This window comes from Rhizobium sp. M10 (assembly GCF_002531955.1).
Classification (GTDB): Bacteria; Pseudomonadota; Alphaproteobacteria; order Rhizobiales; family Rhizobiaceae; genus Rhizobium; species Rhizobium etli_C.
The window spans coordinates 18,593-42,611 of the sequence record NZ_NWTA01000008.1; the positions used below are offsets into that span (position 1 = coordinate 18,593).

At 61.5% G+C, this 24,019-nt stretch carries 24 protein-coding genes and 2 pseudogenes; 12 read left to right on the forward strand and 14 right to left on the reverse strand.

The genetic code is table 11. The features are described from left to right. Window positions 1-2: 2 nt before the first annotated feature. From CO671_RS14775 to CO671_RS14810, 8 genes are all read right to left on the reverse strand, one after another. Complete coding sequence (locus tag CO671_RS14775; RefSeq protein WP_097606543.1) at window positions 3-833, reverse strand: carbohydrate ABC transporter permease; 831 nt, start codon at window positions 831-833, stop codon at window positions 3-5. Between the two features lie 4 nt (window positions 834-837). Then, window positions 838-1,773, reverse strand: coding sequence for a sugar ABC transporter permease (locus tag CO671_RS14780; RefSeq protein WP_097606544.1), 936 nt, complete (start codon window positions 1,771-1,773; stop codon window positions 838-840). 215 nt (window positions 1,774-1,988) lie between these two features. Beyond that, on the reverse strand, window positions 1,989-3,248 hold the full coding sequence (locus CO671_RS14785; protein ID WP_097606545.1) for a sugar ABC transporter substrate-binding protein: 1,260 nt from the start codon (window positions 3,246-3,248) through the stop codon (window positions 1,989-1,991). A 33-nt stretch (window positions 3,249-3,281) separates the two neighbouring features. Beyond that, on the reverse strand, window positions 3,282-4,454 hold the full coding sequence (locus CO671_RS14790) for a PLP-dependent transferase (RefSeq protein WP_097606546.1): 1,173 nt from the start codon (window positions 4,452-4,454) through the stop codon (window positions 3,282-3,284). Beyond that, window positions 4,451-5,173, reverse strand: coding sequence for a FadR/GntR family transcriptional regulator (locus CO671_RS14795; protein WP_010032135.1), 723 nt, complete (start codon window positions 5,171-5,173; stop codon window positions 4,451-4,453). The genes CO671_RS14790 and CO671_RS14795 overlap by 4 nt, the downstream gene beginning before the upstream one ends. Before the next feature lie 258 nt (window positions 5,174-5,431). After that, window positions 5,432-7,090: an iron ABC transporter permease gene (locus CO671_RS14800; protein ID WP_097606547.1), complete on the reverse strand. Its 1,659-nt coding sequence runs from the start codon at window positions 7,088-7,090 to the stop codon at window positions 5,432-5,434. Between the two features lie 55 nt (window positions 7,091-7,145). After that, on the reverse strand, window positions 7,146-8,168 hold the full coding sequence (locus CO671_RS14805) for a Fe(3+) ABC transporter substrate-binding protein (RefSeq protein WP_170964985.1): 1,023 nt from the start codon (window positions 8,166-8,168) through the stop codon (window positions 7,146-7,148). 134 nt (window positions 8,169-8,302) lie between these two features. Next, window positions 8,303-9,334 carry an ABC transporter ATP-binding protein gene (locus CO671_RS14810; protein WP_097606549.1) on the reverse strand — a complete coding sequence of 344 codons (1,032 nt, stop codon included), beginning with the start codon at window positions 9,332-9,334 and terminating at the stop codon, window positions 8,303-8,305. Between the two features lie 252 nt (window positions 9,335-9,586). Here CO671_RS14810 and CO671_RS14815 point away from each other — a divergent pair, with 252 nt between their 5' ends. From CO671_RS14815 to CO671_RS14850, 8 genes are all read left to right on the forward strand, one after another. Further along, the gene (locus tag CO671_RS14815) at window positions 9,587-10,162 is read left to right on the forward strand and encodes a hypothetical protein (RefSeq protein ID WP_097606550.1); all 576 of its coding nucleotides are present in this window, start codon (window positions 9,587-9,589) and stop codon (window positions 10,160-10,162) included. A gap of 167 nt (window positions 10,163-10,329) precedes the next feature. Further along, window positions 10,330-10,731: a hypothetical protein gene (locus CO671_RS14820; RefSeq protein WP_010030666.1), complete on the forward strand. Its 402-nt coding sequence runs from the start codon at window positions 10,330-10,332 to the stop codon at window positions 10,729-10,731. Between the two features lie 93 nt (window positions 10,732-10,824). Then, complete coding sequence (locus tag CO671_RS34190) at window positions 10,825-11,052, forward strand: hypothetical protein (RefSeq protein WP_097606551.1); 228 nt, start codon at window positions 10,825-10,827, stop codon at window positions 11,050-11,052. Then, window positions 11,049-12,515 carry a TolC family protein gene (locus tag CO671_RS14830; RefSeq protein WP_097606552.1) on the forward strand — a complete coding sequence of 489 codons (1,467 nt, stop codon included), beginning with the start codon at window positions 11,049-11,051 and terminating at the stop codon, window positions 12,513-12,515. The genes CO671_RS34190 and CO671_RS14830 overlap by 4 nt, the downstream gene beginning before the upstream one ends. Window positions 12,516-12,529: 14 nt before the next feature. Beyond that, the gene (locus CO671_RS14835; RefSeq protein ID WP_097606553.1) at window positions 12,530-13,876 is read left to right on the forward strand and encodes a copper oxidase; all 1,347 of its coding nucleotides are present in this window, start codon (window positions 12,530-12,532) and stop codon (window positions 13,874-13,876) included. 33 nt (window positions 13,877-13,909) lie between these two features. Beyond that, window positions 13,910-14,389, forward strand: coding sequence for a plastocyanin/azurin family copper-binding protein (locus CO671_RS14840; protein WP_010027055.1), 480 nt, complete (start codon window positions 13,910-13,912; stop codon window positions 14,387-14,389). Between the two features lie 22 nt (window positions 14,390-14,411). Beyond that, window positions 14,412-14,699 (forward strand): copper-binding protein, encoded by a 288-nt coding sequence (locus CO671_RS14845; protein ID WP_097606554.1) that lies wholly within the window; start codon window positions 14,412-14,414, stop codon window positions 14,697-14,699. Between the two features lie 55 nt (window positions 14,700-14,754). Next, a complete protein-coding gene (locus CO671_RS14850; RefSeq protein ID WP_097606555.1) occupies window positions 14,755-15,213 on the forward strand; it encodes a DUF411 domain-containing protein in 459 nt (152 codons plus the stop codon). Window positions 15,214-15,226: 13 nt separating this feature from the next. Here the strand turns inward: CO671_RS14850 and CO671_RS34195 are convergent. The 5 genes and pseudogenes from CO671_RS34195 to CO671_RS14880 all read right to left on the reverse strand — a co-directional run. Further along, window positions 15,227-15,414: pseudogene (locus CO671_RS34195) on the reverse strand (hypothetical protein); the annotation flags it as partial. A 47-nt stretch (window positions 15,415-15,461) separates the two neighbouring features. Then, window positions 15,462-15,887, reverse strand: a complete 426-nt coding sequence (locus CO671_RS14860; RefSeq protein ID WP_097606556.1) for a hypothetical protein — start codon at window positions 15,885-15,887, stop codon at window positions 15,462-15,464. A 285-nt stretch (window positions 15,888-16,172) separates the two neighbouring features. Continuing rightward, window positions 16,173-16,340, reverse strand: a complete 168-nt coding sequence (locus CO671_RS34200; protein WP_245424983.1) for a hypothetical protein — start codon at window positions 16,338-16,340, stop codon at window positions 16,173-16,175. Window positions 16,341-16,572: 232 nt separating this feature from the next. Then, window positions 16,573-17,388, reverse strand: a complete 816-nt coding sequence (locus tag CO671_RS14875) for an endonuclease/exonuclease/phosphatase family protein (RefSeq protein ID WP_097606558.1) — start codon at window positions 17,386-17,388, stop codon at window positions 16,573-16,575. Window positions 17,389-17,481: 93 nt separating this feature from the next. Then, entirely contained in the window at window positions 17,482-18,945 is a 1,464-nt protein-coding gene (locus tag CO671_RS14880; RefSeq protein WP_097606738.1) for a phosphatidylserine/phosphatidylglycerophosphate/cardiolipin synthase family protein, read from the reverse strand. A 164-nt stretch (window positions 18,946-19,109) separates the two neighbouring features. Between CO671_RS14880 and CO671_RS14885 the strand changes: the two genes are divergently transcribed. From CO671_RS14885 to CO671_RS14905, 4 genes are all read left to right on the forward strand, one after another. Beyond that, on the forward strand, window positions 19,110-19,751 hold the full coding sequence (locus tag CO671_RS14885) for a UdgX family uracil-DNA binding protein (RefSeq protein WP_097606559.1): 642 nt from the start codon (window positions 19,110-19,112) through the stop codon (window positions 19,749-19,751). A gap of 142 nt (window positions 19,752-19,893) precedes the next feature. Further along, window positions 19,894-20,169, forward strand: coding sequence for a DUF2934 domain-containing protein (locus CO671_RS14890; RefSeq protein WP_010030922.1), 276 nt, complete (start codon window positions 19,894-19,896; stop codon window positions 20,167-20,169). 321 nt (window positions 20,170-20,490) lie between these two features. Beyond that, window positions 20,491-20,670 (forward strand): hypothetical protein, encoded by a 180-nt coding sequence (locus CO671_RS14900; protein ID WP_097606561.1) that lies wholly within the window; start codon window positions 20,491-20,493, stop codon window positions 20,668-20,670. A 221-nt stretch (window positions 20,671-20,891) separates the two neighbouring features. Continuing rightward, window positions 20,892-23,615, forward strand: a complete 2,724-nt coding sequence (locus tag CO671_RS14905; RefSeq protein ID WP_097606562.1) for a response regulator — start codon at window positions 20,892-20,894, stop codon at window positions 23,613-23,615. Here the strand turns inward: CO671_RS14905 and CO671_RS14910 are convergent. Next, window positions 23,587-23,996: pseudogene (locus CO671_RS14910) on the reverse strand (hypothetical protein). The gene CO671_RS14905 and the pseudogene CO671_RS14910 overlap by 29 nt on opposite strands. Window positions 23,997-24,019: the final 23 nt, after the last annotated feature.

The window sequence follows — 24,019 nt, forward strand, 5'->3', positions numbered from 1 at the left end:
GTTTAACCCTTGACCGCGCCGGCCGTCAGGCCCTGGACGAGATAACGCTGGATGAGCAGGAAGAAGAGGCCGGCCGGAATGAGCGCCATGACGCCCGCCGCCATCATCTGCCCGAAATCCACCGAGAATTTCGAAACGAAGGTGAGAAGCCCGACCGGGAAGGTCGCCGCCTCGTTGCCGTTGATCAGCATCAGCGCAAAGAGCAGTTCGCTCCAGGCGGCGGTGAAGACGAAGCCGAGCGTCGCGGCGATGCCGGGCAGCGTCAGCGGCAGGATGATCTGGCGAAAAGCGGTGAACTGCGTCGCACCGTCGATCATCGCCGCCTCTTCCAAATCCTTGGGAATGCCGTCGAAAAAGGACTGCATCAGGAAGGTGGCGAAAGGCACGTTGAAGGCGGTGTAGACGATGACCAGCCCGGTCAGGCTGTTGGTCAGATGTAAGGGCGACAGGATCTTGAAGATCGGCGCGACCAGCATGACGAGCGGAAACATCTGGGTCAGCAGCATCAGCGCGACGATCCAGTATTTCGCCCGGAAATTGAAGCGCGACAGCGCATAGCCGGAGAGCGAGGCGCAGACCGTCACGGTCACCGCCGTCGAGGCCGAGACGATCAGGCTGTTCTTGAAGAAGGTAGGAAAGGCGCTGTGCTGCAGCACGAAGGCATAATGATCCCAGCTCGTGCGCGACGGCCACATGCGCACGCCCTCGCTATAGAGCAGGTCGTTCGGCGTCACCGAGACCTTGAGCAGCCAGAACAGCGGGAAGAGCGCGAAGGCGATATAGCAGAGGATTGCCAGGCGGTGCGCGATGGTGGGAAGGATGGATCGTCTCATGGTCTCAATCCTTGTTCAGCAGCGTCTGCCTGAGCAGGATGATCAGCATCGAATAGGCGAGCAGCAGCGCCAGCAGCACCAGCGCGATCGCCGAGGCATAACCGAAATCGAGCCGCTTGAACGCCGTCGTGAAGATGTAACTCGCGACGATCTGCGTGCGGTCGGCCGGCCCGCCATTGGTCATGACGACGATGAGATCGGCGAAATTGGAGATCCAGACGGTGCGCAGAAGCACGGTGATGGCAATCGTCGGCGCCAGAAACGGCAGGGTGATCGAGCGGAAGCGCTGGAACCAGCCGGCGCCGTCGATCGACGCCGCCTCGTAGAGATCGCGCGGGATCGCCTGCAGGGCGGCCAGCAGTGTGATGGCGAAGAAGGGAATGCCCCACCAGACATTGGCGATGATCGGCCCCCACATCGCATAGTTGGGGTCGGAGAGGATATTGCCCGGCTCGTGCATCAGCCCCAGCGCAAAGAGCCAGTGTGGGATCGGCCCGATGACGGGATTGAACAGCCAGGCCCAATTGAGGCCGGCGAGAAAGGACGGCACGGCCCAGGGCAGGAAGACCAGCGCCTGGGCGATCGCCCGGCCCTTAAACGGCTTGTCGAGCAGCAGCGCCAGGATGAGCCCGAAGGCGAACTGCAGGACGACGGAGGCGCCGGTCCACCAGAGCGTGTTCCTCAGCGCCCCGTAGAAGGCGGCATCCGTAGAAAGCTCGCGGAAATGATCGAGCCCGACGAAGCCACCGGAAAATGGATTGAGCAGCTGGATATCGCGAAAGGCGTAGGAGAGACCCAATGTCAGCGGCACCAGCATGACCGCGATGATCAGGATCAATGACGGGGCGCTGTAGAGATAGGGCTCCGAAGCATCGGCAAGACGACGCAGCCACGGCCTGCGGTCGCGACGCATGTCGAGCATATCGGCGGAAATGGTCATCGGATTGCAGTTTCCATTGTCTTACCCGGTGAGGCCTTGCGCGGGTGATGCCTTTGAACTGGGCGGCTGAGGCCCCCTCATCCGCCCCTTCGGGCCACCTTCTCCCCCAGGGGAGAAGGGAAATGCCGCAACGTTTCGACTCCCTCTTCTCCCCTCGGGGAGAAGGTGCCCGTAGGGCGGATGAGGGGGCTTCTGTCTCGAAGCCCCCTTCACCCTTACTTCTTGCTCAAAAACTTCTGCTGCGCCTTGGTCAGATAGTCCGCCCACTGGTCGGCCAGATCCTTGGCCGAGATATCGCCGAGCAGGGCCTGCTGCGAGGTCTTGATCGCCAGCGAATCCTTGAAGAAGGCGAATTCCTCGAGGTAGGTCGGCATGACCGTCGGCACCGTGTTCGGATCCGCCAGCTCTTCGAACCAGCCCTTGAACTGGTCACCGGCGTAGAACGGATCCTTCTCGGCCGCCGTATAGGCCGGCAGGGCGCCGATGCGCTTGTTCCACTCGATATTGCCTTCCGGTCCTTCGAGGGTGGCGATCAGCTTCCAGGAGAGATCCTTGTTGGCGCTGGTCGAAAACATCGACCAGCCGCCGTAGCCGATCGTCGGGAAGGATTTGCCGTCAGGCCCCTTCGGCAGCGGCGCAACACCGAAATCTTCCTTCTTCATGCGCTCGGCAATGGCGATCAGCGCATCCGGATCCTGGTCGAGGAAGGCGCAGGTGCCGGAATAGAAGCCGGCGACGACTTCGTTGAAGCCCCAGTTGACGCTGTCCTTCGGCGCATAGCCCTTCTTGTAGAGATCGACCATCCATTCGATGCCCTTGGCCCAGCCGGGGCTGTTCATCGTCGAGGTGCCGTCTTCGTTGAAGTACTTGTTCGAGCCGGCCATCGTCGCGGCAAAGATCATCCAGCCGTTGAGGCCGCCCGGCCCGCCGCGCATGCAGTAGCCGTATTTGCCCGGCAGCTTCGAGACCTTTTCCGACGCGGCGGTGAATTCGTCCAGCGTCTTCGGCGGCCCGGCGACGCCGGCTTCCGAAAGCAGCTTCTTGTTGTAGAACATCGCCCTCAAATAGAAGCCGTAGGGCAGCATATAGGCGGTGTTCTTGACGTCGCGGCCGAGTTCGAGGGCGCGCGGCGTCAACTCCTTGGTGTGCTCCCACTTTTCGAGATAGGGCTCGAGGCTTTCGAGCATGCCGTTATTGGCATAGAGCGACAGCCAGGTATCGGGCATCTCAATCACATCGGGCACGTCGCCGGCCGACACCATGGTGGCGAACTTCTGGAAGGCTTCGTTCCAGGGCAGCGAGATGATGTCGACCTTGGTGCCGGGATTGGCGGCCTCGAACTTGCCGACGATCGATTTCAGCGTTTCGGTGCGCTCCGGGCTGGTGATGACTTCGACCAGCTTCAGCGTCGTGTCGGCAAAGGCCGTGCCCGCCATCATCGAAGCAAAGAGCGTCGAGAGTATTAGTTTTTTCATGCTCAGTTCCCCCTTTTCGGTTTCTCTCGGGTTTCAGGATAATGAGGCGGCGGCGAGCGCCTCCTCGATGTCTCTCCACAGGGCCTCGGTTCCTTCGAGGCCGACATGGAGGCGTACAGATCGCGCATGGATGCCAAAGGTTTGCGCGGAATTCGGCTGTGCCTTCTGCTGCAGCACCACCTCGCCCGGTACGATCAGGCTTTCGTGCCCACCCCAGCTTACACCCAATTTGAAGAGCTTGAGGTGATCGGCGAAGGCGCGGATATCGACGCCTTCGCGGAAGATGAAGGAAAACAGGCCCGAGGTGCCTTTGAGCCCGGCCGGCAGGCGGTTGGCGAGGCCGGGATGGCAAACCGTCTCCACCACCTCAAGCCGCTGCAGGCGCCGGGCGATTTCCACCGCCGACGCCTCATGCGCCTTCATGCGCAGCGGCAGCGTGCGCAGGCCGCGGATCAGCAGCCAGGCGTCAAAGGGCGAAAGCTTGCCGCCGAGATAGGGATAGGCCTCGGCCTTGATGCGGGCGATCATCTCCTTCGAGCCGGCGACGATGCCCGCCACCACATCGCTGTGGCCGCCGAGATATTTCGAGGCCGAATGGATGACGAGATCGACGCCGAGCGTCAGTGGCCGCTGAAAGAACGGGCTCGCCCAGCTGTTGTCGATCATCGAGACGATGCCGTGGCGCTTGGCGAGTGCCGCGAGCGCGCCGACGTCATGCGCCTCCATCACCCAGCTCGTCGGGCTTTCCAGGTACAGGAGCTTGGCGCCGGGCAGCGCTCTGGCGACCGCCTCCTCGTCGCGCCCGTCGACATAGGTCACCTCGATCTTCATCCGCTTCAGGATGGTGCCAAACAGGCGGAAGGCATCGGGATAGACGTGTTTGACGGCGACGATGCGGTCGCCCGGCTCGACGAAGCTCAGCACGGATGACGAGATCGCCGCCATGCCACTGGCAAAACCCAGCGCATCCTCCGCACCTTCGAGCTTGGCCAGCATTTCCTCGAAGGCACGCACCGTCGGATTCAGCCCGCGCGTATAGGTCGGCCGCACCTTCTCGCCGCGATAGACGGTGATCATCTCGTCATAATCGGAAAAAGTGAAAAGCGAGGTCTGGAAGATCGGCGGCACAACGGCGTCGGCGAAGTTGCCGTCGTCATGGGCGGTGATGATGGAGGCAAGATCGAACGGGTCGGCGCCGCTGCTCATTGGGACATTTCCTTGATGTCTTCCTCGACGATATCGAGAATTTTCAACGTTTCGGCGCGCGCCGCCTCGGCATCTCCGGCAGCGATCGCGTTGAAAAGCGTACGGTGAAAGGGAAAGGACCGGCGGGCAAAATCCTGCCGGTCGAAGGGATGCTCCCAGAAGCGCTCGAAAGTCTCGCGCATCTGCTCGAGCAGCTGGCGAAACAGCGGATTGTGGGTGGCGTCGTAGACGGCAAGATGAAAGGCCAGATCCTCCGGCCCGGAGGTACCCTTCTCCAGGTGCACCCGCTCCATCGCGTTGAGTTTCTCCTCGATGACGACGAGATCCTTTTTCGTCCGCCGCCTGGCTGCGACCATGCCCGCCTCGCATTCGATGCCGCGGCGCACTTCGAGCGTCTGCAGCAGCGCGTCGCGCAGATGCGCCGCATCGAAGGACAGCGGCATATGGATCGTCGCCCGGGACACCGGCTTCAGCAGATAGGTGCCGCTGCCCTTGCGCGTCTCGATGACGCCGAGCGCCTGAAAATGGCGGATCGCCTCGCGAATGGTTGAACGCCCGACGGCAAGTGCGGCCATCAGTTCCCGCTCGGCCGGCAGCCGGTCACCAGCCTGCAGGCGCGCGTCTTCGACATAGTCCGCCAGCGCATCGGTCACCTGACGCGCGCGGTCCATGACGGGAAGCGGCCGGATCACCGGCCTGTCGTTACGATTTGCCTTCATGGTTCCCCATTTTCTTATCAGGCAGTCGTGAAATTGGTCTGACATCTTAGCATTTCGCAAACGACGACAGCCGTCAAGTCGGCGACGTCGTTTTCCAACCCCGCCCTTCACATTGTCCCTTTGTCTGCCAGAAACCGCGCACGTACCTTCGTTCTCGGAGACGATCTTCGCTGACCTCGCAGGCGGACTGACCGTAATTCCGAAATAGGGTGCGCAATTTTTCCGTCTGAGTTTTGCCTGAAGGTCGTGGCCGGCCGTCTAGCGGATACGTCCGATCCGCGACAGCAGAATGGCCGGCAGAATGCCGATCAGCACGATGGCGAGCGCGGCAATCGAGGCTTCCTCGTAAGTGCCTCTCGCAGCCTCTCCATAAAGATGCGTTGCGAAAGTCTCGACATTGAGTGGCCGCAGGAGGAGCGTCGCCGGCAGCTCCTTCACGCAATCGACGAAGACCAGCAGGGCGGCAGCCGAGATTGCCGCCTTCGAGAGCGGCAAATGCACGTATCGCAGCGTGCCTGCGGTCGATTGCCCCAGCGAACGCGAAGCATGATCAAGCGACAGGGAAATGCGCGAGAGACCGGCTTCTATGCCGCCGGCGGAGATGGCCAGAAACCGCACGATGAGAGCATATAAGACAGCGGCACCCGATCCCATGAGGAGCAAGCCGGTCGACACACCAAACAGGGAAAGCGCGGCGCGATCGATAAACTGATCGAGCCCGGCAAGGACGACTAGCACGCCGATGGCGACCACGGTCCCGGGAGCAGCATAGCCCATTGTCGAACAGCGCAGGAGCCAGGAGGACGGCTGGCCCGGGCGCAGGCGGGTCGCGTAGGCAGCGAGAAGCCCAAGAATGACGGTCGCGGTTGTCGCCAGGGTGGCGATAACAAGCGTATTCACGGCCTCATCGAGGATGCGAGGGGATATGCCGGCGAACCGATAGCGTTTTGCCGCTTCGATCAAGAGATAGAGCGCGGGCGCGGCGAAGCCGAGGATGACCGGCAGAAGACCGCCGAGAAACAGCAGCATGCCCTTTCCCAAGGATACCCGCCGCGGTTGGAAACGGCGCATCCGGCGTACATCGATCGAGTAGCGCTGCTTGCGTCGCGCCCATCGCTCGACCGCAACAAGCGCGACGACGATGAGAAGAAGGGCAAGGGCGATCTGCGACGCTCCCGATAAATCCGAGCGGGTGATCCAGGTCGTGTAGATGGAAACGGTGATCGTGCGGACACCGAGGAATTCGGCGGCGCCGATATCGTTCAACGTTTCCATCAGAGCAAGGCTGATGCCCACGGCGACAGCCGGGCGCGCGAGCGGCAGGGCGACCCGCCAGAAGACTGCGCGGCGAGATGTGCCGAGCGTGCGTGCCGCGTCGACGAGATTACCGGATTGGGTCAGGAACATCGCGCGGGTCGGAATGTAGACATAGGGGTAGAGCACGATTCCGAGAAGCAGGATGCAGCCGACCATGGAACGGACGTCCGGAAGGCGAAACTGGCGCGGGCTCTCGTAGCCGAGCAGCCAGCGCACGGCATCCTGCACCGGACCGATCGGATGGAGTATATCCAGATAGGCATAGGCGACGATGTAGGTCGGAACGGCAAGCGGCAGAAGCAGCATCCATTCCAGAGCACGCCTGCCGGGAAAATCATAGGCCGTCACCAGCCATGCCGTCGTCGTGCCGACCACAGCCGTGATGACCCCGACCCCCGCAAGGAGGATGACGGTGTCGAGAAGCGCGACCGGAAGGATGGTGGAGAAAAGATGTCCCCAAAGACCGGCCGAGCCCTTCGAGGCTTCGAGAAGCAGTCCCCCGATCGGCAGAATGGCGATGAGGGCGATGGTAGCGGCAATTGCCAGCCATGCGCTGCCAGGGCGCTTTGCAGAGCGGGCGGGCGCCTGGCTGGGAAACATCACTCGATCCATTCTCGGGAAGGAAGGCGCCTCTGAGCGGCGCCTTCCTTGTTCTTTAGTTGTCGAAGCCGACCTTGTCCACGAGTTCGCTCGCCTGCTTGCGATGGCTGACGATCTCGGACAAGGGCTTGCTGTCGATCTTCAGTTCGCCAAAGGATGCGATGATCGGATCGGCCGCGACGCCCGCCTTCACAGGATATTCGTAGTTGGCCTCGGCATAGATCTTCTGCGCTTCGTCAGAGACGAGATATTCGAGAAGCTTGACGGCTTCAGCCTTGTTCGGTGAATGCTTGGCGATTGCCGCGCCGCTGATATTCACTTGCGTCCCGCCGTTCTTGAAGGTCGGCAGGACGACCTTGATGGCATCGCCCCATTTGACCTGCTCTTCGCCACCCTTGCCGGATCGCATCAGGCCAACATAATAGGAATTGGCGATACCGATATCGCAAATGCCGCCGAGGATATCCTTGGCCGCATCGCGATCGCCGCCGGCTGCCTTGCGGCCGAGGTTGTCCTTGACACCCGTCAGCCATTTCTCGGCGTCTGCAGCGCCGTAATGGGCGATGTAGTCAGCAAACAGCGCCGTATTATAGGGGTGTTGACCCGAGCGAATGCAGATCTTGCCCTTCCACTTGGGATCGGCGAGCTCCTCGTAGTTGAATGTGCTGATATCAAGGTCCTTGGCGGCGTAAAGCACGCGGGCGCGCATCGATAGCGCAAACCAGTTGCCCTTGGCATCACGCAGCTGTTCCGGGATAGCCGAGTTCAGAACCGATGATTCCACCGGTTGCGTTACGCCTTTATCGACCAGATCGACAAGGTTGCCGGCATCGACGGCCATCAGGATGTCAGCCGGCGAGCTGGCACCTTCGGAGGCGACACGCTCTGCGAGGCCGTCCTTCAGGAAAATGGTATTGACCTTCGTACCGGTCGATTTGGTGAATGCCTCCAGAAGAGGTGCAATCAGAGCCGGTTCTCTCGTCGTGTAAAGGTTGATTTCTGCGGCGGCGGCGATGCCGGGTGACATCAGCGCCGAAGCAGCAAGCAGCATGGATGTGAGGATAGAGCGTGAATTCATTATGTCCCTCCGCGAATGAATGCGCATTGCTTGCAGCAGTTCATGACACTGAAAGTCAAGTTTCCCCCGGAACTTGAACCCAACTATCACGGAAACTTGATGAGGAGGTCAGCAGAATGCGCTCACCGTGAGCTTCAAAAAGCCAGCAGCCGCTCGGGGAGGATTGAGATCTCAATATCCTCCGCATCAACGGGCAACCGCTCCAGGGCTCTCGCCTTAAGCGGCACCTCGAGGCGATCGACCTTCAACGTGATCTGCTCGAATTCACCATGCAGAACGCGGTTTTCGATACGAGCGCGGATTCCCGAGCCGGGGGACAGCGCGACAGCATGCGGCCGGATATAAACGGTCACGGAGCTTGCCGGCGGACGATCGAGCGTATAGGCGAAGTTACCGATCGCGGTCTCGATCCATCCGCCACGGTAAACGCCGGGAACTTTGCTGGACGCGCAAAAAAACTCTGCCGCATAGGCATTCGTCGGACGGTCGTGAAGATCATAGGCGGAGCCGGACTGGACGATTTCACCTGCCCGCATCAGGACTACCTGGTCACCGACGGAAAGTGCCTCCTGGGGATCATGCGTCACGATGATCACAGTCGTGCCAAGTGCCCTCAACAGGCTCAAGGTGTCGCTGCGTACCTTCCCGCGCAGACCCTGATCCAGATTGGAAAAGGGCTCGTCCATCAGGACGATGCTCGGCCGGGGCGCCAGGGCGCGGGCGAGCGCGACACGCTGCTGTTCACCGCCGGAGAGGGTGTGCGGATAGCGATGCGTCAGATGTTCGATTCCGACCTTGCTGATCATCTCCTCTGCCCGCGCGGCTGCCTCGCCCTTCGGAAGTCGCTTGAGACCGAAGAGGACATTGTCCCGTACGGTCAGATGCGGAAAGAGAGCATAGTCCTGGAAGACGAAGCCGACGCCACGCGCCTCCGGCTCGACGAAAGTGGCCGAACTTGCGACCTCGCGACCTTCGAGGAAGATGCGCCCGGATTCCGGTATCTCGACACCGGCAATCATGCGCAGGAGCGTAGACTTGCCGCAACCGGAATGGCCCACGAGCGAAACCGCGTCGCCGCGCCGAATATGAAGAGAAAGATCGCGCACGGCTGGAGTGATGCCGAAGCGGCGGGTAACATTGTCCAGTCGTACTGCGATTTCGCTCATTTCAGCTTTCATGCTCGCCGGCGGGTTCCAGTGCAAGTCCTGCCCCCTAGAACACACCGAGGCGAATGGGGACAAGCGCAATCTGTCGCTCCATGAGGCAATCTGCAGTCACTGTCACCCCTGGGGGCGTGAACGCGATCAACTGTACCGATTTCGATACCGCACCGGGCATTTGCACAAGGCCAGCCATTGTCCCCTCGACCAGGTCATGACATCCTCCGGAGGTTGCAGCCAAAACATGGGCTCAGAAGCATGCGCGACTATGTGAAAAGCAAGGACTTTCACCGCCATATGCGGTCGCTGCTGGCCTCGCGATTTCAGGAACTCGGCTGGGAATCGCAAGCAACCGGCAAATGCAGCTTTGTCCGTGGCGGACGGGTTTTCTGGTTACAGATATCCCAATATTCGAACAGCGTGACCGGCGCCAAATTTACCATCAACATGACCGAGGGCTCCGGCGGCGCCAGCGACACACGCATATTGCGTCAGCTGGACGACGGGGATCGAGCCGCTGGCAAAGCTTTGGAAGAGCGCATCATCGCGCGTCTTCCCCGGCCGGATCCCGATCCAGACGTTGAAGTCGTCGGCGACCACGGTGAAACCGTAATGGTAAAACTCGGTGATCTGGCGAAGGCAAATCCGAGACAATGGGATGGCCCCTCCGACGTCTGGCTGCCTTACTTCGGCAGATCCGACCTCGACGATTGGGCTGCCTTTCTCCTGCCGCGCCTCGACCGGCTGGTTGCGTCCTCCTCGCCTGAAATGACCGATCCGTTTCTATGGACTCAGCGGTTTCGCCACCTCATCGGATTTCTTCGTCCGAAATAGGCGATGCTGTAGATTTGATTGACTTGGCAGTAAGCCCACCGGATGGCGACCTCCGCAGCGCCCCGGCTCCTGGCACATGATGCGTCGCAGCCACAGAAATGGCGCGAATCTCCAATAGTCACTTGTCGCGATTGATAATGAACCACGTTCGATGTAATCGACGGAAGATGGGCAATATGTACCGTACCATGTTGAGCAGACTGCTCTTCTTCGTACGGCTGGCGATCGTCGTATCGCTGGCTGGGTACAGCAGTTCCAACGTCGATGCCGCCATGCACGGCCCTGGCCTGCAAGTGGAAAAGACGGTATCGAGCGCCACGGCGCACGGCAACCACGACGACATGGCCGGCGTTTCAAACCACACGCACTCACATGGCGATGCGGCCGACGACGATGGTTCCTCCAAGGTCGTCAAACAGGAATGCTGCAAAGATTTCTGCGGCGGCTTCGTGCTTCTGTGCACGGGCCAGATCATAGGCGGGCCTGTTGTCTCCTCGATCCGGCAGTTTATCGACGACCGGCACATCCTTGGGGAATTGCCGCCTCTGCATCGTCCTCCGAATATCTGATGAGGGATACACCCGCTTGACCGGGTCAAGTCGGCCGCCTGCCTGCTTTTGGGCAAGGCTACCGTAGGCTATCTCTTTTTCGGAAGATTCATAATGAAACCCTCGCTTTTCGTGGTGGGGCTGCCGCTTGTTATCGGCGGCTGCACATCCACGCTTCCTCCCGACGTGATGGCGTCTTCCGCCGCGGTCGAAGAGCCACCCGCGGGCCCGGTCGCTTACCGGTCGCCAATTTCGGGCTATGTCACCAGGCAGCCGGTCGATCCCAAGCCGTGGCGAAGACAGAACGATTTGCAGTCTCCCGCCAAGGGAGACGCCTCATGATCAGGCTCAGAAAATTAGTCACGGCGCTCGCGCTCCCCCTGATATTGAGCGGCTGTGTCACGGGTACCGAATATGCAGGCAGGCAAGCAGGCTTCGCTTCTGTTGCCGAAAAAACGGCGATCGTGACGGCGAAGGAGACGGTCTGGATACAGAACCAGAATCAAGCCCGCGCGACCGCTGCGCAGGTCAGAAGCCTGCTCGCGGGAAAGAAGATCCTCGATGTCGAGACAGCCGTCCAGATCGCCCTGCTCAACAATAAAGGCCTGCAGGCCGCCTACGCCGATCTCGGTGACAGCGCTGCCGATGCCTGGCAGTCGACAATGTTCATCAACCCGACCGTCTCCGTCGGCACGACGGGAATAGGGACACCAGAACTTAAGGCGTTCAAGACCATCGAGGGGATGATCACGACGAACATCCTGGCGCTCGCAACCAGGAATAGCGATATTGCAATTGCCGACGCCCGCTTCCGGCAGGCGCAATTGACGGCAGCCGTGAGGACGCTTCAGGTCGCCGCCGAGACGAGACGTGCCTGGATCGGAGCAGTGGCGGCCTGGGAGTCCGTCGGTCAGTTCCAGCGCGCCCAGACAGCGGCGGACGCCGCATCCGAACTGGCGGAGAAGCTCGGCGAGACAGGCGCGATGACCAAAGGCGCCCAGGCCCGCGAGCACGTGTTCGTCGCCGAACTTGCCGGAGAGGCGGCAAAAGCCCGTCTGGCGGCACGTCTCGCCAAGGAGGAGTTGACCCGGCTTATGGGTCTTTGGGGCACCGACTTGGACTATAGGGTTCCAAATAGCCTGCCGCCCTTGCCCAGGGCCGTCGTCAGACGCGACGCCATCGAGGCCGAAGCACTCCGAAACCGCATCGACCTCCAGGTGGCAAGGCTCGAGCTGGAAGCCACCGCCAAGTCCTACGGCCTAACCCAGGCGACACGCTACGTCACCGATCTCGAAATCCTGACCGGTTTCGAAACGGAACGGGAAATCGAGGACGACGAAAAGAAAACCAGAACGACCGGCCAGGTCGAGCTGGAATTCGCCATCCCGATCTTCGATACCGGCAAGGCCCGGATGCGCAAGGCCGAGGTTGCATACATGAGGGCGGCGAATCAACTGGCGGAAAAGGCCGTCAACGTTCGCTCGGAAGCCCGCGCCGCCTACGAAGCATATCGCTCGAACTATGATATCGCGCGGCACTACCGCAACAATGTCGTGCCGCTGCGTACGAAGGTCGAGGAGGAATCGCTGTTGTCCTACAACGGCATGATCACCAACACCTTCGAGCTGCTGGCCGACACGCGCGACAAGATCAATGCCATCCTGCTCTCCGTCAATGCGAAACGCGACTTCTGGCTGGCCGAAGCCAATCTCGCGCCCGCGATCTATGGCGGCGGCGAGGGGACCCTGTCGGCCGGGACCGAGGTTGCCGCTGCTTCCGAAAGCAACGGCGACACCGGCCATTGAGAAAGGAGCCCACCATGTTCAAAAGAAGACAATTGTTCGGAGCAAGCGCGGCCCTGCTGGCCGCTGGCGCCTGGACGAAGACCTCGGCGATGGGCCTCCCCGACGCCCCGACAATGGAATCGGCGGACATGCAGCCGCCGCTCCACCCGACCTCAGGGCCGGACTACCAGCCGGTCGTCACCCTCAACGGCTGGACCCTGCCTCACCGGATGAACAATGGCGTCAAGGAGTTCCACCTCGTCGCCGAACCGGTGGAACGTGAGATGGCCGACGGCATGACCGCGTACCTGTGGGGTTACAACGGCCAGTCGCCAGGACCGACGATCGAGGCTGTCGAAGGCGACCGGGTTCGCATCTTCGTTACCAACAAGCTGCCGGAACACACGACGATCCATTGGCATGGAATGATCCTGCCATCGGGAATGGACGGCGTTGGCGGCCTGACGCAGCCGCACATCCCCGTCGGCAAGACCTACGTCTACGAGTTCGACCTGGTGAAATCAGGCACCTTCATGTACCACCCGCATTCCGACGAGATGGTGCAGATGGCGATGGGCATGATGGGCTTCTTCGTCGTCCATCCGAAGGATCCGACGTTCATGCGCGTCGACCGCGACTTCGTCTTCCTGCTCAACGCCTACGACATTGATCCCGGCTCCTATGTGCCGCGCGTCATGGAGATGACCGACTTCAACATGTGGTGCTGGAACAGCCGCGTGTTTCCGGGCATCAGCCCGCTGGTCGTCTCGAAGAACGACAGGGTGCGCGTGCGCGTCGGCAACCTGACGATGACCAACCACCCCGTTCACATGCACGGCTACGACTTCCAGGTGACATGCACGGATGGCGGATGGGTGCGGCCGGAAGCACGCTGGCCCGAGGTCAGCATCGACATCCCGGTCGGTGCAATGCGGGCCTACGAGTTCGACGCCAAATATCTCGGCGATTGGGCGATCCACTGCCACAAATCGCATCATACGATGAACGCGATGGGGCACGACATCCCGACCTTCATTGGAGCTGACAAGTCGAAGGTCGCCGAGAAGATCAGGAAGCTGCAGCCTGAATACATGCCCATGGGCACCAAAGGCATGGCCGACATGGGCGAGATGGAAATGCCCATCCCCGAAAACACAATCCCCATGATGACAGGCTGGGGGCCGCACGGTCCTATCGAGATGGGCGGCATGTTCTCGGTCGTGAAAGTCCGCGAAGGTATCTCCGCGGACGATTACTCCGATCCGGGCTGGTATGAAAACCCTCCCGGAACACAGGCCTGGGAGTGGACCGGCGAACTGCCGGACGCGACCAAGGCGAAAGACGCAAAGACGCAAATCACCCCGAAGCCGACAAGGGGCTAAGGCTCAATTCCCACGTCCAGAAAGGATATATGCATGAAGAACCATCTACTCGCATTGGCGTTCGTCGCCTTCGCAAGCCCGGCTTTCGCATCCGGCAATCACGCCGGCGGCCACGGTGAGAAAATGGCGGTTGGCGAGCCTGGTGACAAGGCAAAGGCAACGCAGACGATCCGCGTCACGATGACGGAAACCGACGATGGCAAGATGCTGTTCACGCCGGCCGTCTTCTCCGTCCGCAAGGGGCAGACGGTCAAGATCGCGATCAGGAACGCAGGCACGGTCGACCACGAATTCGTACTCGATCAGCAAGACAAGATCCTGGAGCACAAGAAGGTCATGGAGAAGTTCCCGGAAATGGAACATGCCGATGCCAACTCCATCCGCCTCCCGGCCGGTCAATCCGGCGAGATCGTCTGGAAGTTCACGAGCGACGGCGCCTTCAAGTTCGCCTGCCTGATCCCCGGTCATTACGAAGCCGGCATGCATGGCGATGTCACCGTCTCCAGGAAGTGAACCTCAATAAAGGAGCATGAAAATGAAATCGGCAATGATCAAATTCGGGCTGGCCGCTTTGCTCTCAACCTCGGCATCGGTGGATGCGTTCGCCCAGGAATTCACCAAGGGCTTCGTCAATAAGGTCGACGCCAAGGCGAAGAAGGTCACCATCAAGCATGAAGACCTGAAGAATCTCGACATGCCCGCGATGACCATGGTCTTCCGGGTAGAAGATCCCGCTCTGCTCGAAAAGCTAAAGGAAGGTTCGAACATAGAGTTCGTCGCCGAACGCCTGAATGGCAAGCTGACCGTCACTGAGGTAAAATAGCGAACGGCTGCCGCCCGGGGACTAGCTGGGCGGCAGCACATCGAGGAGTGTATATATGCGCAGGAGAAGCTTCATCGCAATTGCGGCGTCCGCACTGGCGTTCCCTGGCCGAGGGGCCCTTGCCGCCATGGTGAAGATGACGGTCTACAAGGATCCCGCTTGCGGCTGCTGTCATGAATGGTCGAAGGCGATGGCCGCGGCAGGATTCTCCGTCGAAGCCCGCGACACCGACGACCTCGCCGCGGTCAAGGCGCGGCTGGGCGTTCCTGCCGACCTTGAGGGCTGCCACACCGCCGTCGTCGGGGATTACTATCTTGAGGGACACGTGCCGCTCACGGCCGTCCAGCGACTGCTGCTGGAGCGGCCGGCGCTCCGCGGGTTGGCCGTGCCGGGCATGCCGCCTGGTTCATTGGGAATGGGCGACGACCTGCAGGCGTCCTATGACGTTTACGCGATCCCCTCCGGGACCGGGGCACCATACGTGTTCACGGAGGTCAGGCCCAGAAAGGGTTGATGACCAAGGTTCATCAGCCATGTCGGACTGCCGCCCCAGAAACCGGAGCGTCGTAGAGCGCCGCCCAAAGATCGTGCTTCAGCCGACACCCGGCTGCGCCGACACGTCGACCGCGTAGTCTACTGAATTGATCCGCACCATGACAGCCGAAACGCAGCGCACGCCTGCCTGGTGTTTTCCCGTGTCCCGATAGAGCACTGTCCGCCACCGCCGAGTTCCGGAGAGCCCCGGCCGGATGGCGAGTTCCGTTAGGGCCGCATAAATGTCTGAATCTCCTCAGGTGCCACCTTCCCGTCCTTGTTGGCATCCACACTATCGAAAATACGCCTGTGAACCGCTGTCACCTCGTCGAAGGACAATGCGCCGTCCCCGCTGGTATCCGCGACGGCGAACATGATCTTCACCATCGATCCACGCATGCCCATCATCGGCATGCCGCCCATCATGCCGGACTGCATCATATTCCGGCCCATCATCCCGCCGGGCATCATGTCAGAGCTTTGCATTGGTCCCTGGCTTCCGGCCATTCCCTCCATCTCCGAAGGCGAAGTGACCTGCGGCGAGCCTGCCGGATGATGTGGATCCGGTCCATTAGCCTGGGCAAAGGTCAGACCTGCCGGGCCGACGGTGCTAACCCCGGCCAGCAGGACAGCGTTGATAATCGTCATTCTCATATGCCTTCTCCTTTGGTTGTTTGAAGTTCATCCCGCCAGCTGCTGCAGGAGCACGACGAATTCGGATCCATAAGCTGCGGTTACGCCGGGCCGCCCGGATCGACACAGGCACCGCGCCAGCGACAGCAGCCGAAGCGGCATAGCCATTCAGCCAAAGCGGCGGCTGATGACGTTGAAGACGGTTCCGAGCAGTGCACCCGCATAGCCCCCGAAGATGACGCTTTGAACCGTACCCAGCACCACGCTCCAAAAGTCGAAGCCAGTGAGCCCGAGGTACACCTGCAGCTACGGCCTATGAAGGCCCCATTCGGGAGCGACGAAGCCGAAAAGCATGCAAAGCAGGAGCGATATGGCGGCAAAAACGGCCACCGTCGCGCCGAGAATCGAAACGGAGACTTGCACGGGCGTCGCCGTCGACACATCGGAACAGGTCTGGAAGATTGCGTTCGCCATTGTGGTTCTCCTTCGGAGTCGTTGATACCGCAAGACCACAAGTCGACCTTAAGCTTGTCCTTTGCGATGTCCTTGATCCAAGTCAAGAGGGGCAGCGCAGCATGGCAAGTTTGCCGAAATCGGCACGAAATTGCTTGCCGCCGGCTCGACAGGGCGTTCTTCGCGCTGGACCTCTGCGCTTCGTTCGCCCAATTCAGGCCAGCGAACGTTGCGCAATTTTATCGGAGCTGATTTATCGGCCCGCCTGTTGCAAGTTCACCAGCGCCTTGATCGGCAGATGGTCCGAGGCGATACGCGCGAGCGGCGTGTCATGCGCTTCCACTTCGGTGATGATCCCCTTGCGGTTGGCGATGATGCGGTCGAGCGCCAGAAGCGGCAGGCCGGCGGGGAAGCTGGGGACTGCGGGCGGCAGCTCTCCGAAAGCGGATTGGAACGTGTTGAGCGAGGAGCGGTCGCCGAGGCGCCACTCGTTGAGGTCGCCGAGCAGGATGGTCGGCATCTCGTGCCGGTCCTTTATCAATTCCACCAAAGTGCGGGCCTGCTGGGCTCTGTTGTGGCGCAGCAGGCCGAAATGCGCGGCGATGATGCGCAGCACGCCGCCCTCTTCGAGCTCGATCTCGGCGACCAGGGCGCCGCGCGGCTCCAGCCCCGGCAGCTTGATCTGATGCACGTCATGCACCAGCCCCCTCTTGAACAGCACGACATTGCCGTGCCAGCCATGCGCCTTGGCCATGCCGGCGACCGGCACCGGGATCAGTCCCGTCTCCCGTTCCAGCCGGCCGAGGTCGAGAATGCCGGTGCGCTCGCCAAAGCGCGTATCGGCCTCCTGCAGCGCGATCACGTCGGCGCCGATTTCATGAATCACCCGGCTGGTGCGCTCCGGGTCGAAGCGGCGGTCGGTGCCGACGCATTTGTGCACGTTGTAGGACGCGATCAGCGTTCCGGCGCTGCGCGGCCTTGCCTCCATATGGGCCGCGTCGAGCCGCTTCTTCCGACTCCTGATCGAGGCGAGAATGCTGGCGGGAAGGCTGTCTTTTCTGGCGTGCATCGCAAGAGCGCACTTGTTCGGTTAATCAAAAAGGCTTCACCCGGCAGTATAGGCGGGCAAGCGGAACTTGCCATGTCCGACGATAAAATTCGTTCAAAGATAGGGCGATCCCAACCATAGCACCTTCTCGAGCAGCCGCACCGGAAAGGGCCGCGCGCGCAAGCCCTCCAGCGTCACCAGCGTCGCCGATTTCAGGGTTTCGTCGATATGCTCGTCGATCTCGGCGGCAAAGCCCTCGTTCAGCACCTCGAGATCAACCTCGAAATTCAGCCTGAGCGAGCGCGGATCGAGATTGGAAGAGCCGACATAGGCCCAGGTACCGTCGACCGTCAGCAACTTCGAGTGGCTGAAGCTGCCGGTCGAGCGCCAGATGCGGCAATAGTTCTTGAGAATCTGATCGAATTGCGCCGTCATCGCCCGGTCGACCAGCATCAGGTTGTTGACGTCAGGCACGATGATATCGACTTCGACGCCCCGGCGCGCCGCCGTCACCAGGGCGCTGATCAGTTCCCGATCCGGCAGAAAATAGGGCGACATGATGCGGATCGATTGCCGCGCCACGGAAAAAGCGCCCATCAGCATCTTGTGGTTGGTTTCGACGCTGCGATCCGGCCCGGACGCGACGACGCGCATCAGGATGGGATCGCCGGGGTTGCGCTGCGGCGGTTCGATGCGCCAGGCTTCGCCGTTCAACAGCTCCTCGGTGGTGAAGCGCCAGTCTTCGGCGGCAAGGTCGAAGAGGTCGGCGACGACAGGGCCGGTGACGCTGAAATGCGTATCATGGGCGAAGCTTTCGCCCGTCTCCTGCTCGCTGAAGCCCGCCCTGATATTCATCCCGCCGGTCAGCGCAATACGGCCGTCGGCGATCAGGATCTTGCGGTGGGTGCGCAGATTGGCATAGGGCAGCCGCAAGCCCATGATGACGTTGCCGTTGAAGACGGCGACGGTGACGCCACCCTCCTTGAGATAGCCGAGAATGCTTGGCACCGAATAACGCGCGCCGACCGCATCGATCAGCACCCGCACCGCAACGCCGCGCTTGACCGCCGCAATCAGCGCGTCGGCGATGCGCAATCCGATCGCGTCGCGGTCGAAAATATAGGTTTCCAGCAGGATGCTGCGGCTCGCCTCGTCGATGGCTGATTTCATCGCCGCATAGGCCTCGTCGCCGGTCTCCAGCATGTCGATCGCATTGCCCGAGGTCAGCGGGTTGCGGGTCACCCGGTCGCCCAGCGTCTGCAGCGCCGCAAAGCGGCGGCCGAACTGGCTGATGACCGTCTCGGCCTCGGCGTCGAACGTCTCCAGCTCGTTCATCCCGGGCGCAAGCAGCAGGGCGTCGCGGCGAATGCTCAGCGATTTGCGGCGGATGCGGTTGATGCCGGCAATCGCATAAAGCAGCGCGCCGACGATCGGAGACAGGATGATGACGCCGACCCAGCCGATCGCGGCGCGCACTTCCTCCTTGGTCATGGCAGCATGGATCGCCGCCGCGGCCCCCATGGCGACCGAAACGACAAAGAGGATATGCGGCCAATAGGTCGACAGAAGATAGAACATCGCTGGCCAATATAGCCGCGAAACGGCGGCGTTCAATTGCGCCAGCTCTCTCCCATGGCGCGAAATTTCTCGCGCGTTGCCATTCTTCGCCGGCGGCGCCGGCTCGGCAGCCGGAACAATCCCCGCTGCGAGCGATTGATCCCGAGGAAACGAGGATCGCGACCATGAATATCGCCGCAAACCTCGGCCCGGCCTTGACGCTCGAAGTCGCGGATGCGGACAGCATTGCCAAACTGCGCCATCAGGCCGAAGGCTGCACCCGCTGTGACCTCTACAGGAACGCCACGCAGATCGTCTTCGGCGAAGGCTCGGACAAGGCCGAGATCGTACTTGTCGGGGAGCAACCGGGCGACCGGGAAGATATCGCCGGCAGGCCTTTTGTCGGCCCCGCCGGCCGTCTGCTCGACCACTGTCTCGAAGAAGCCGGTCTCGATCGCGGGCGCTGCTACGTCACCAATGCGGTCAAGCACTTCAAGTTCACACCGCGCGGCAAACGGCGCCTGCATGCCAAACCCAATGCCGGCGAGATCCGCCGTTGCGCCTGGTGGCTCGGCGCCGAACTCAACATCCTGCAGCCGAAGCTCGTCGTGGCGCTGGGCGCCAGCGCGCTCTACGCACTGCTTGGACCGAAGGCGAAACTGACGCCGGAGCGCGGCCATATCCTGCAGCCGAGGAACCATCCGCCCGTTCTCGTCACCATCCATCCTTCCTTTCTCCTGCGCATCCGTGACGAGAAGGAGAACCACCAACAGCGCCAGGCGTTCGTGTCAGATCTGCACAAGGCGGCGGAATTTCAGTCTCGGTGAATGCCGATTCTCAACCCTGATATGCTGCGACGCGAAATATTTAGGGTTGTAGGCCGATTTCGCTTGAAACAGCGGCCCTCCTCTGGAACCATCCGGGCAGTATCGCGTTCGAACGACGGCATTATGTGACTGGAGATCAGCGATGGCAGAAACTCGGGAAGAGTGGATCAAGAAACGTGCATACGCCCTCTGGGAAGAAGAGGGCTATCCGACAGGGCGAGATTCCATTCATTGGGAACAGGCACGCCACGAGCGCGAAGCGCTCGAAGGCTCTGCTGCCTCGTCCAACGGCAAGGAAGCCAAGCCCAAGGCCAAGCGCGCCGTAACGGCCCCGAAGAGTACTGCAACCGGCGCCAAGACGAACGGCGTCGTCACGCCGGCGCCCAAGCGGACTGCGAGCCGCAAGACGGCGTCCTGAAACACGGCATACCGAACACTTCAATCAAAGGGCGTCGTCGCGACGCCCTTCGGCCTTTCTTTGTCATATGCCTGAATTAGTTGTGTTTTATGAAGGTTCGGAGGTGGGCTATTCCATGCGGGGGTGAACAGAGGCCGGATGACGCTGCAAGCTTTGAGGCTTCCAGAAGCTGACCTCTCGCCCGATCGTCGGGAACACGCCCCTACCAGGGCTGTTTGCGGCGAAACGGGGGAAATTATCATGACCGACGGCCCTGCCGTGATCCTTGCCTTGCCCGTTTCCGCAGCCTGCGGCCGCGCCTTCACCGTGGTCGCATGAGATATGGAGATCTCGCTCCTGCTCGTCGCCGCGCTGCTCTATCTCGGTCTCGCCCTCGGATTGATCCTTGTCGTCGACAAGCTCGTCGGACTGGTTTTCCGCGATCCCCGCAGGCCGCTGCAACTGCCCTCCTTCGACATTGGCCGCGCCCTCGCAGCGTCGCAAAAATTCTACCGAAAATAACCGCTCGAAGATGGCCCGCGTCACCGCTGCAAAAGGTTGAACTGCCAGCGGTTAATGATATTTCGACACGACCCTTTCCCTGCCCTTTCAAGCCGCTATCTTGACGGTTGGACGAGCTGACCCCCTGCAGCCGCGCCTCTTTCAGACGTGCGAAGGGGGCTGCAGGACTTTCAATTGCTGGCGTCTACACCGGCGCGGCGGGCGACAAGAAAGCGTTTTGGATGCGAAGCTTCGGCAACGGCTGGCCGAGAGGCGGCGGCGAAATCGGCGAATTGCTGCGGCATCCGGCCTTTGACGCCGTCGGTCTCGGACCGGTTGAAAGCTGGCCTGCTTCTCTCAAGCATATCGCCGAAATGGTTTTGAATTCGCGCCAGCCGAAATTCGTCGCCTGGGGTCCCGATCTCGCCTTTCTCTACAATGACGCCTATGTTCCCGTTTTCCCCGAGCGGCATCCCGCCGCACTCGGACGACCTTTCCGTGAAGTCTGGGCGGATATCTGGGAGCAATTCTCGCCGATCGTGGCGAGCACGCTCAGCGGCAGCCCGCAGCTCTTCGAAGAGCTGCTCATTCCGATGCGCCGCGACGGCCGTACCGAGGACACCTGGTTCACCTTTTCCTATACGCCGTTGCGCGACGATGACGGCACCATCGCCGGCATCCTCTGCGCGACCCTCGACGTCACCGACCAGGTGGCGGCCAAACGCGGCGAGAAGCTGGCGCTGGAAGAGCTGCGCACCAAGTCGGAGGCGCTTGCCGTCGTCAATCGGGCGGGTGCGGCGATCACCGTCGAGCCGGACGTCGAACGCCTGACACAGATTGTCGTCGATGCCGGCGTGACGCTCACCGGCGCCGAATTCGGCGCCTTCTTCTACAATGTCGACGATGGCGAGGGTGGCAGCTATATGCTTTACGCGCTCTCGGGCGTCGACCGGAAGAACTTCGAAAAGTTCCCGATGCCGCGCAATACCAAGGTCTTCGCGCCGACCTTCGGCGGCGAAGGCATCGTACGCTCCGACAACATCCTGCTCGACCCGCGCTACGGGCAGAACGCGCCGCATTCCGGCATGCCGAAGGGGCATCTGCCGGTCAGGAGCTATCTTGCCGTGCCGGTGAAATCGCGCGACGGCAGCGTCATCGGCGGCCTGTTCTTCGGCCACGGCGAACCCGGCCGTTTTTCCCAGGCGGCAGAGGCAAGCCTCGTCAGCCTCGCCAGCCAGTCGGCCGTGGCGATCGACAATATTCGGCTCTTCCGGGCCGCCACGGTCGAAATCGACCATCGCCGCGACATGGAAGATCAGCTGCGCAAACTCAACGAAATGCTCGAAGTCCGCGTCGCAGCCGAGATCGCCGATCGCCAGCAGGCCGAAGCGGCGCTCCAGCAGGCGCAGAAGATGGAATCGATCGGCAAGCTCACCGGCGGCGTCGCCCATGACTTCAACAATCTGCTGCAGGTCATCTCGGGCAATCTGCAGCTTCTCGGCAAGGACGTGGCGGAAAGCGGCCGGGCCAAGGAACGCATTGCCAATGCGCTCGTCGCCGTCGAACGTGGTTCGCGGCTGGCTAGCCAGCTGCTCGCCTTCGGCCGCCGCCAGCCGCTGGAACCGAAGGTCATCAATATCGGCCGTCTCGTCACCGGTATGGACGATATGCTGCGCCGCGCGCTCGGGGAGGAGATCGAAGTCGAGACCGTCGTCGCCGGCGGCCTCTGGAACACCTTCGCCGATCCACTCCAGATCGAGAACGCCCTGCTCAACCTTGCGATCAATTCGCGCGACGCGATGAATGGCGCCGGTAGGTTGACGATCGAGGTAGGCAACGCCTTCCTCGACGATTCCTACAGCCGCACCCATCCTGAAGTGAAGGCCGGCCAATATGTCGTGCTCGCGGTCACCGATACCGGCTCCGGCATGACCGAGGAGGTGAAGGAGCAGGCCTTCGAGCCCTTCTTCTCCACGAAACCGGAAGGCAAGGGCACCGGTCTCGGCCTGTCGATGGTCTACGGCTTCGTCAAGCAGTCCGGCGGCCACGTAAAGATCTACAGCCAGGCCGGCGAAGGCACGACCATCAAGCTCTATCTCGCCCGTTCGTTCCGCAGCGAGGATCACGTCAGCGCCGCCGACACCGTGCCGGCAACCGGCGGGACCGAAACCATCCTTGTCGCCGAGGATGACGAGGGTGTTCGCACCACGGTTATCGAGATGCTGTCGGATCTCGGCTATTACGTCTTGAAGGCCAAGGATGCGCAAAGCGCGCTGACGGTGATCGAGAGCGGCGCCCATATCGACCTGCTCTTTACCGATGTCGTCATGCCCGGCCTGTTGAAGAGCCCGGAACTTGTGCGCATGGCGCGCGCGCGTCTTCCCGACATCGCCGTGCTCTACACCTCCGGCTATACGGAAGACTCGATCGTCCATGGCGGCAGGCTCGATCCCGGGCTGGAGCTGCTCTCCAAGCCCTATACGCGCGAGGAGCTGGCCCGCAAGATCCGCCACGTGCTCACCAACCGGCCGCAGGGCGGCCGAGCGGCAGCCGATGCCGCCGCGCCCCATTCAACACCTCCCGATCCAAGACATGCCGAGACTGCCGGAAAGCTGAAGCTGCTGCTCGTAGAAGACGACGCCTTCATCCGCATGGATACTGCAGAGATCCTGCAGGATCTCGGCTATGACGTCATCGAGGCCGAGAGCGGCGAACAGGGCGCGGATATTCTTGGCCATACCATCGTCGACATCGTCGTCGTCGATGTCGGCCTGCCCGGCATGTCGGGTTCGGCCTTTGCCGCCAGAGCGCGGGAAGTGCTCCCCTCGGTCGGTCTGGTCTTTGCCACGGGCGACAGCGATCTGCCCGACGCCAATCGTTTCTCCGGCTCGGTGCTGCTGACGAAACCTTTCGACAGCGCCGCGCTCGACCGGGCCGTCAAGACCGCCCTGCAGCAGCGGCTCTAAAACTGTCGAACTCCGGATATTTGCCCATCAGATCAGCCTCGTTGGTGCAGCTGTCGTCGCGCGCCGTCAGTTCGATCGAAATCACCTCGGCAGGATCCAGGCGGCCACCGTCGTGATGACCGTCACCGTGATGGTTGGCACCATCGTGATGGTTGGCACCATCGTGATAAACGGGAATGCGCGCGCCGCTCTGGCTGACAGCACGGCGTCACGGTTGAATCCCCACTGCAGCAGCCAGTCGCGCGGCGCCATCAGGCGGATATCGACCTCATAGGAATGGCCCATTTTCTCCTTGAAGCTGACGGTATAGGTGACCGGCGATACCTGGCCGTTCACGTCGATCATGCCGTTTCCATCGGCTTTGACGAGGTGTTTTTCCATGTTCTCGGCTCCTTGCTCTATCA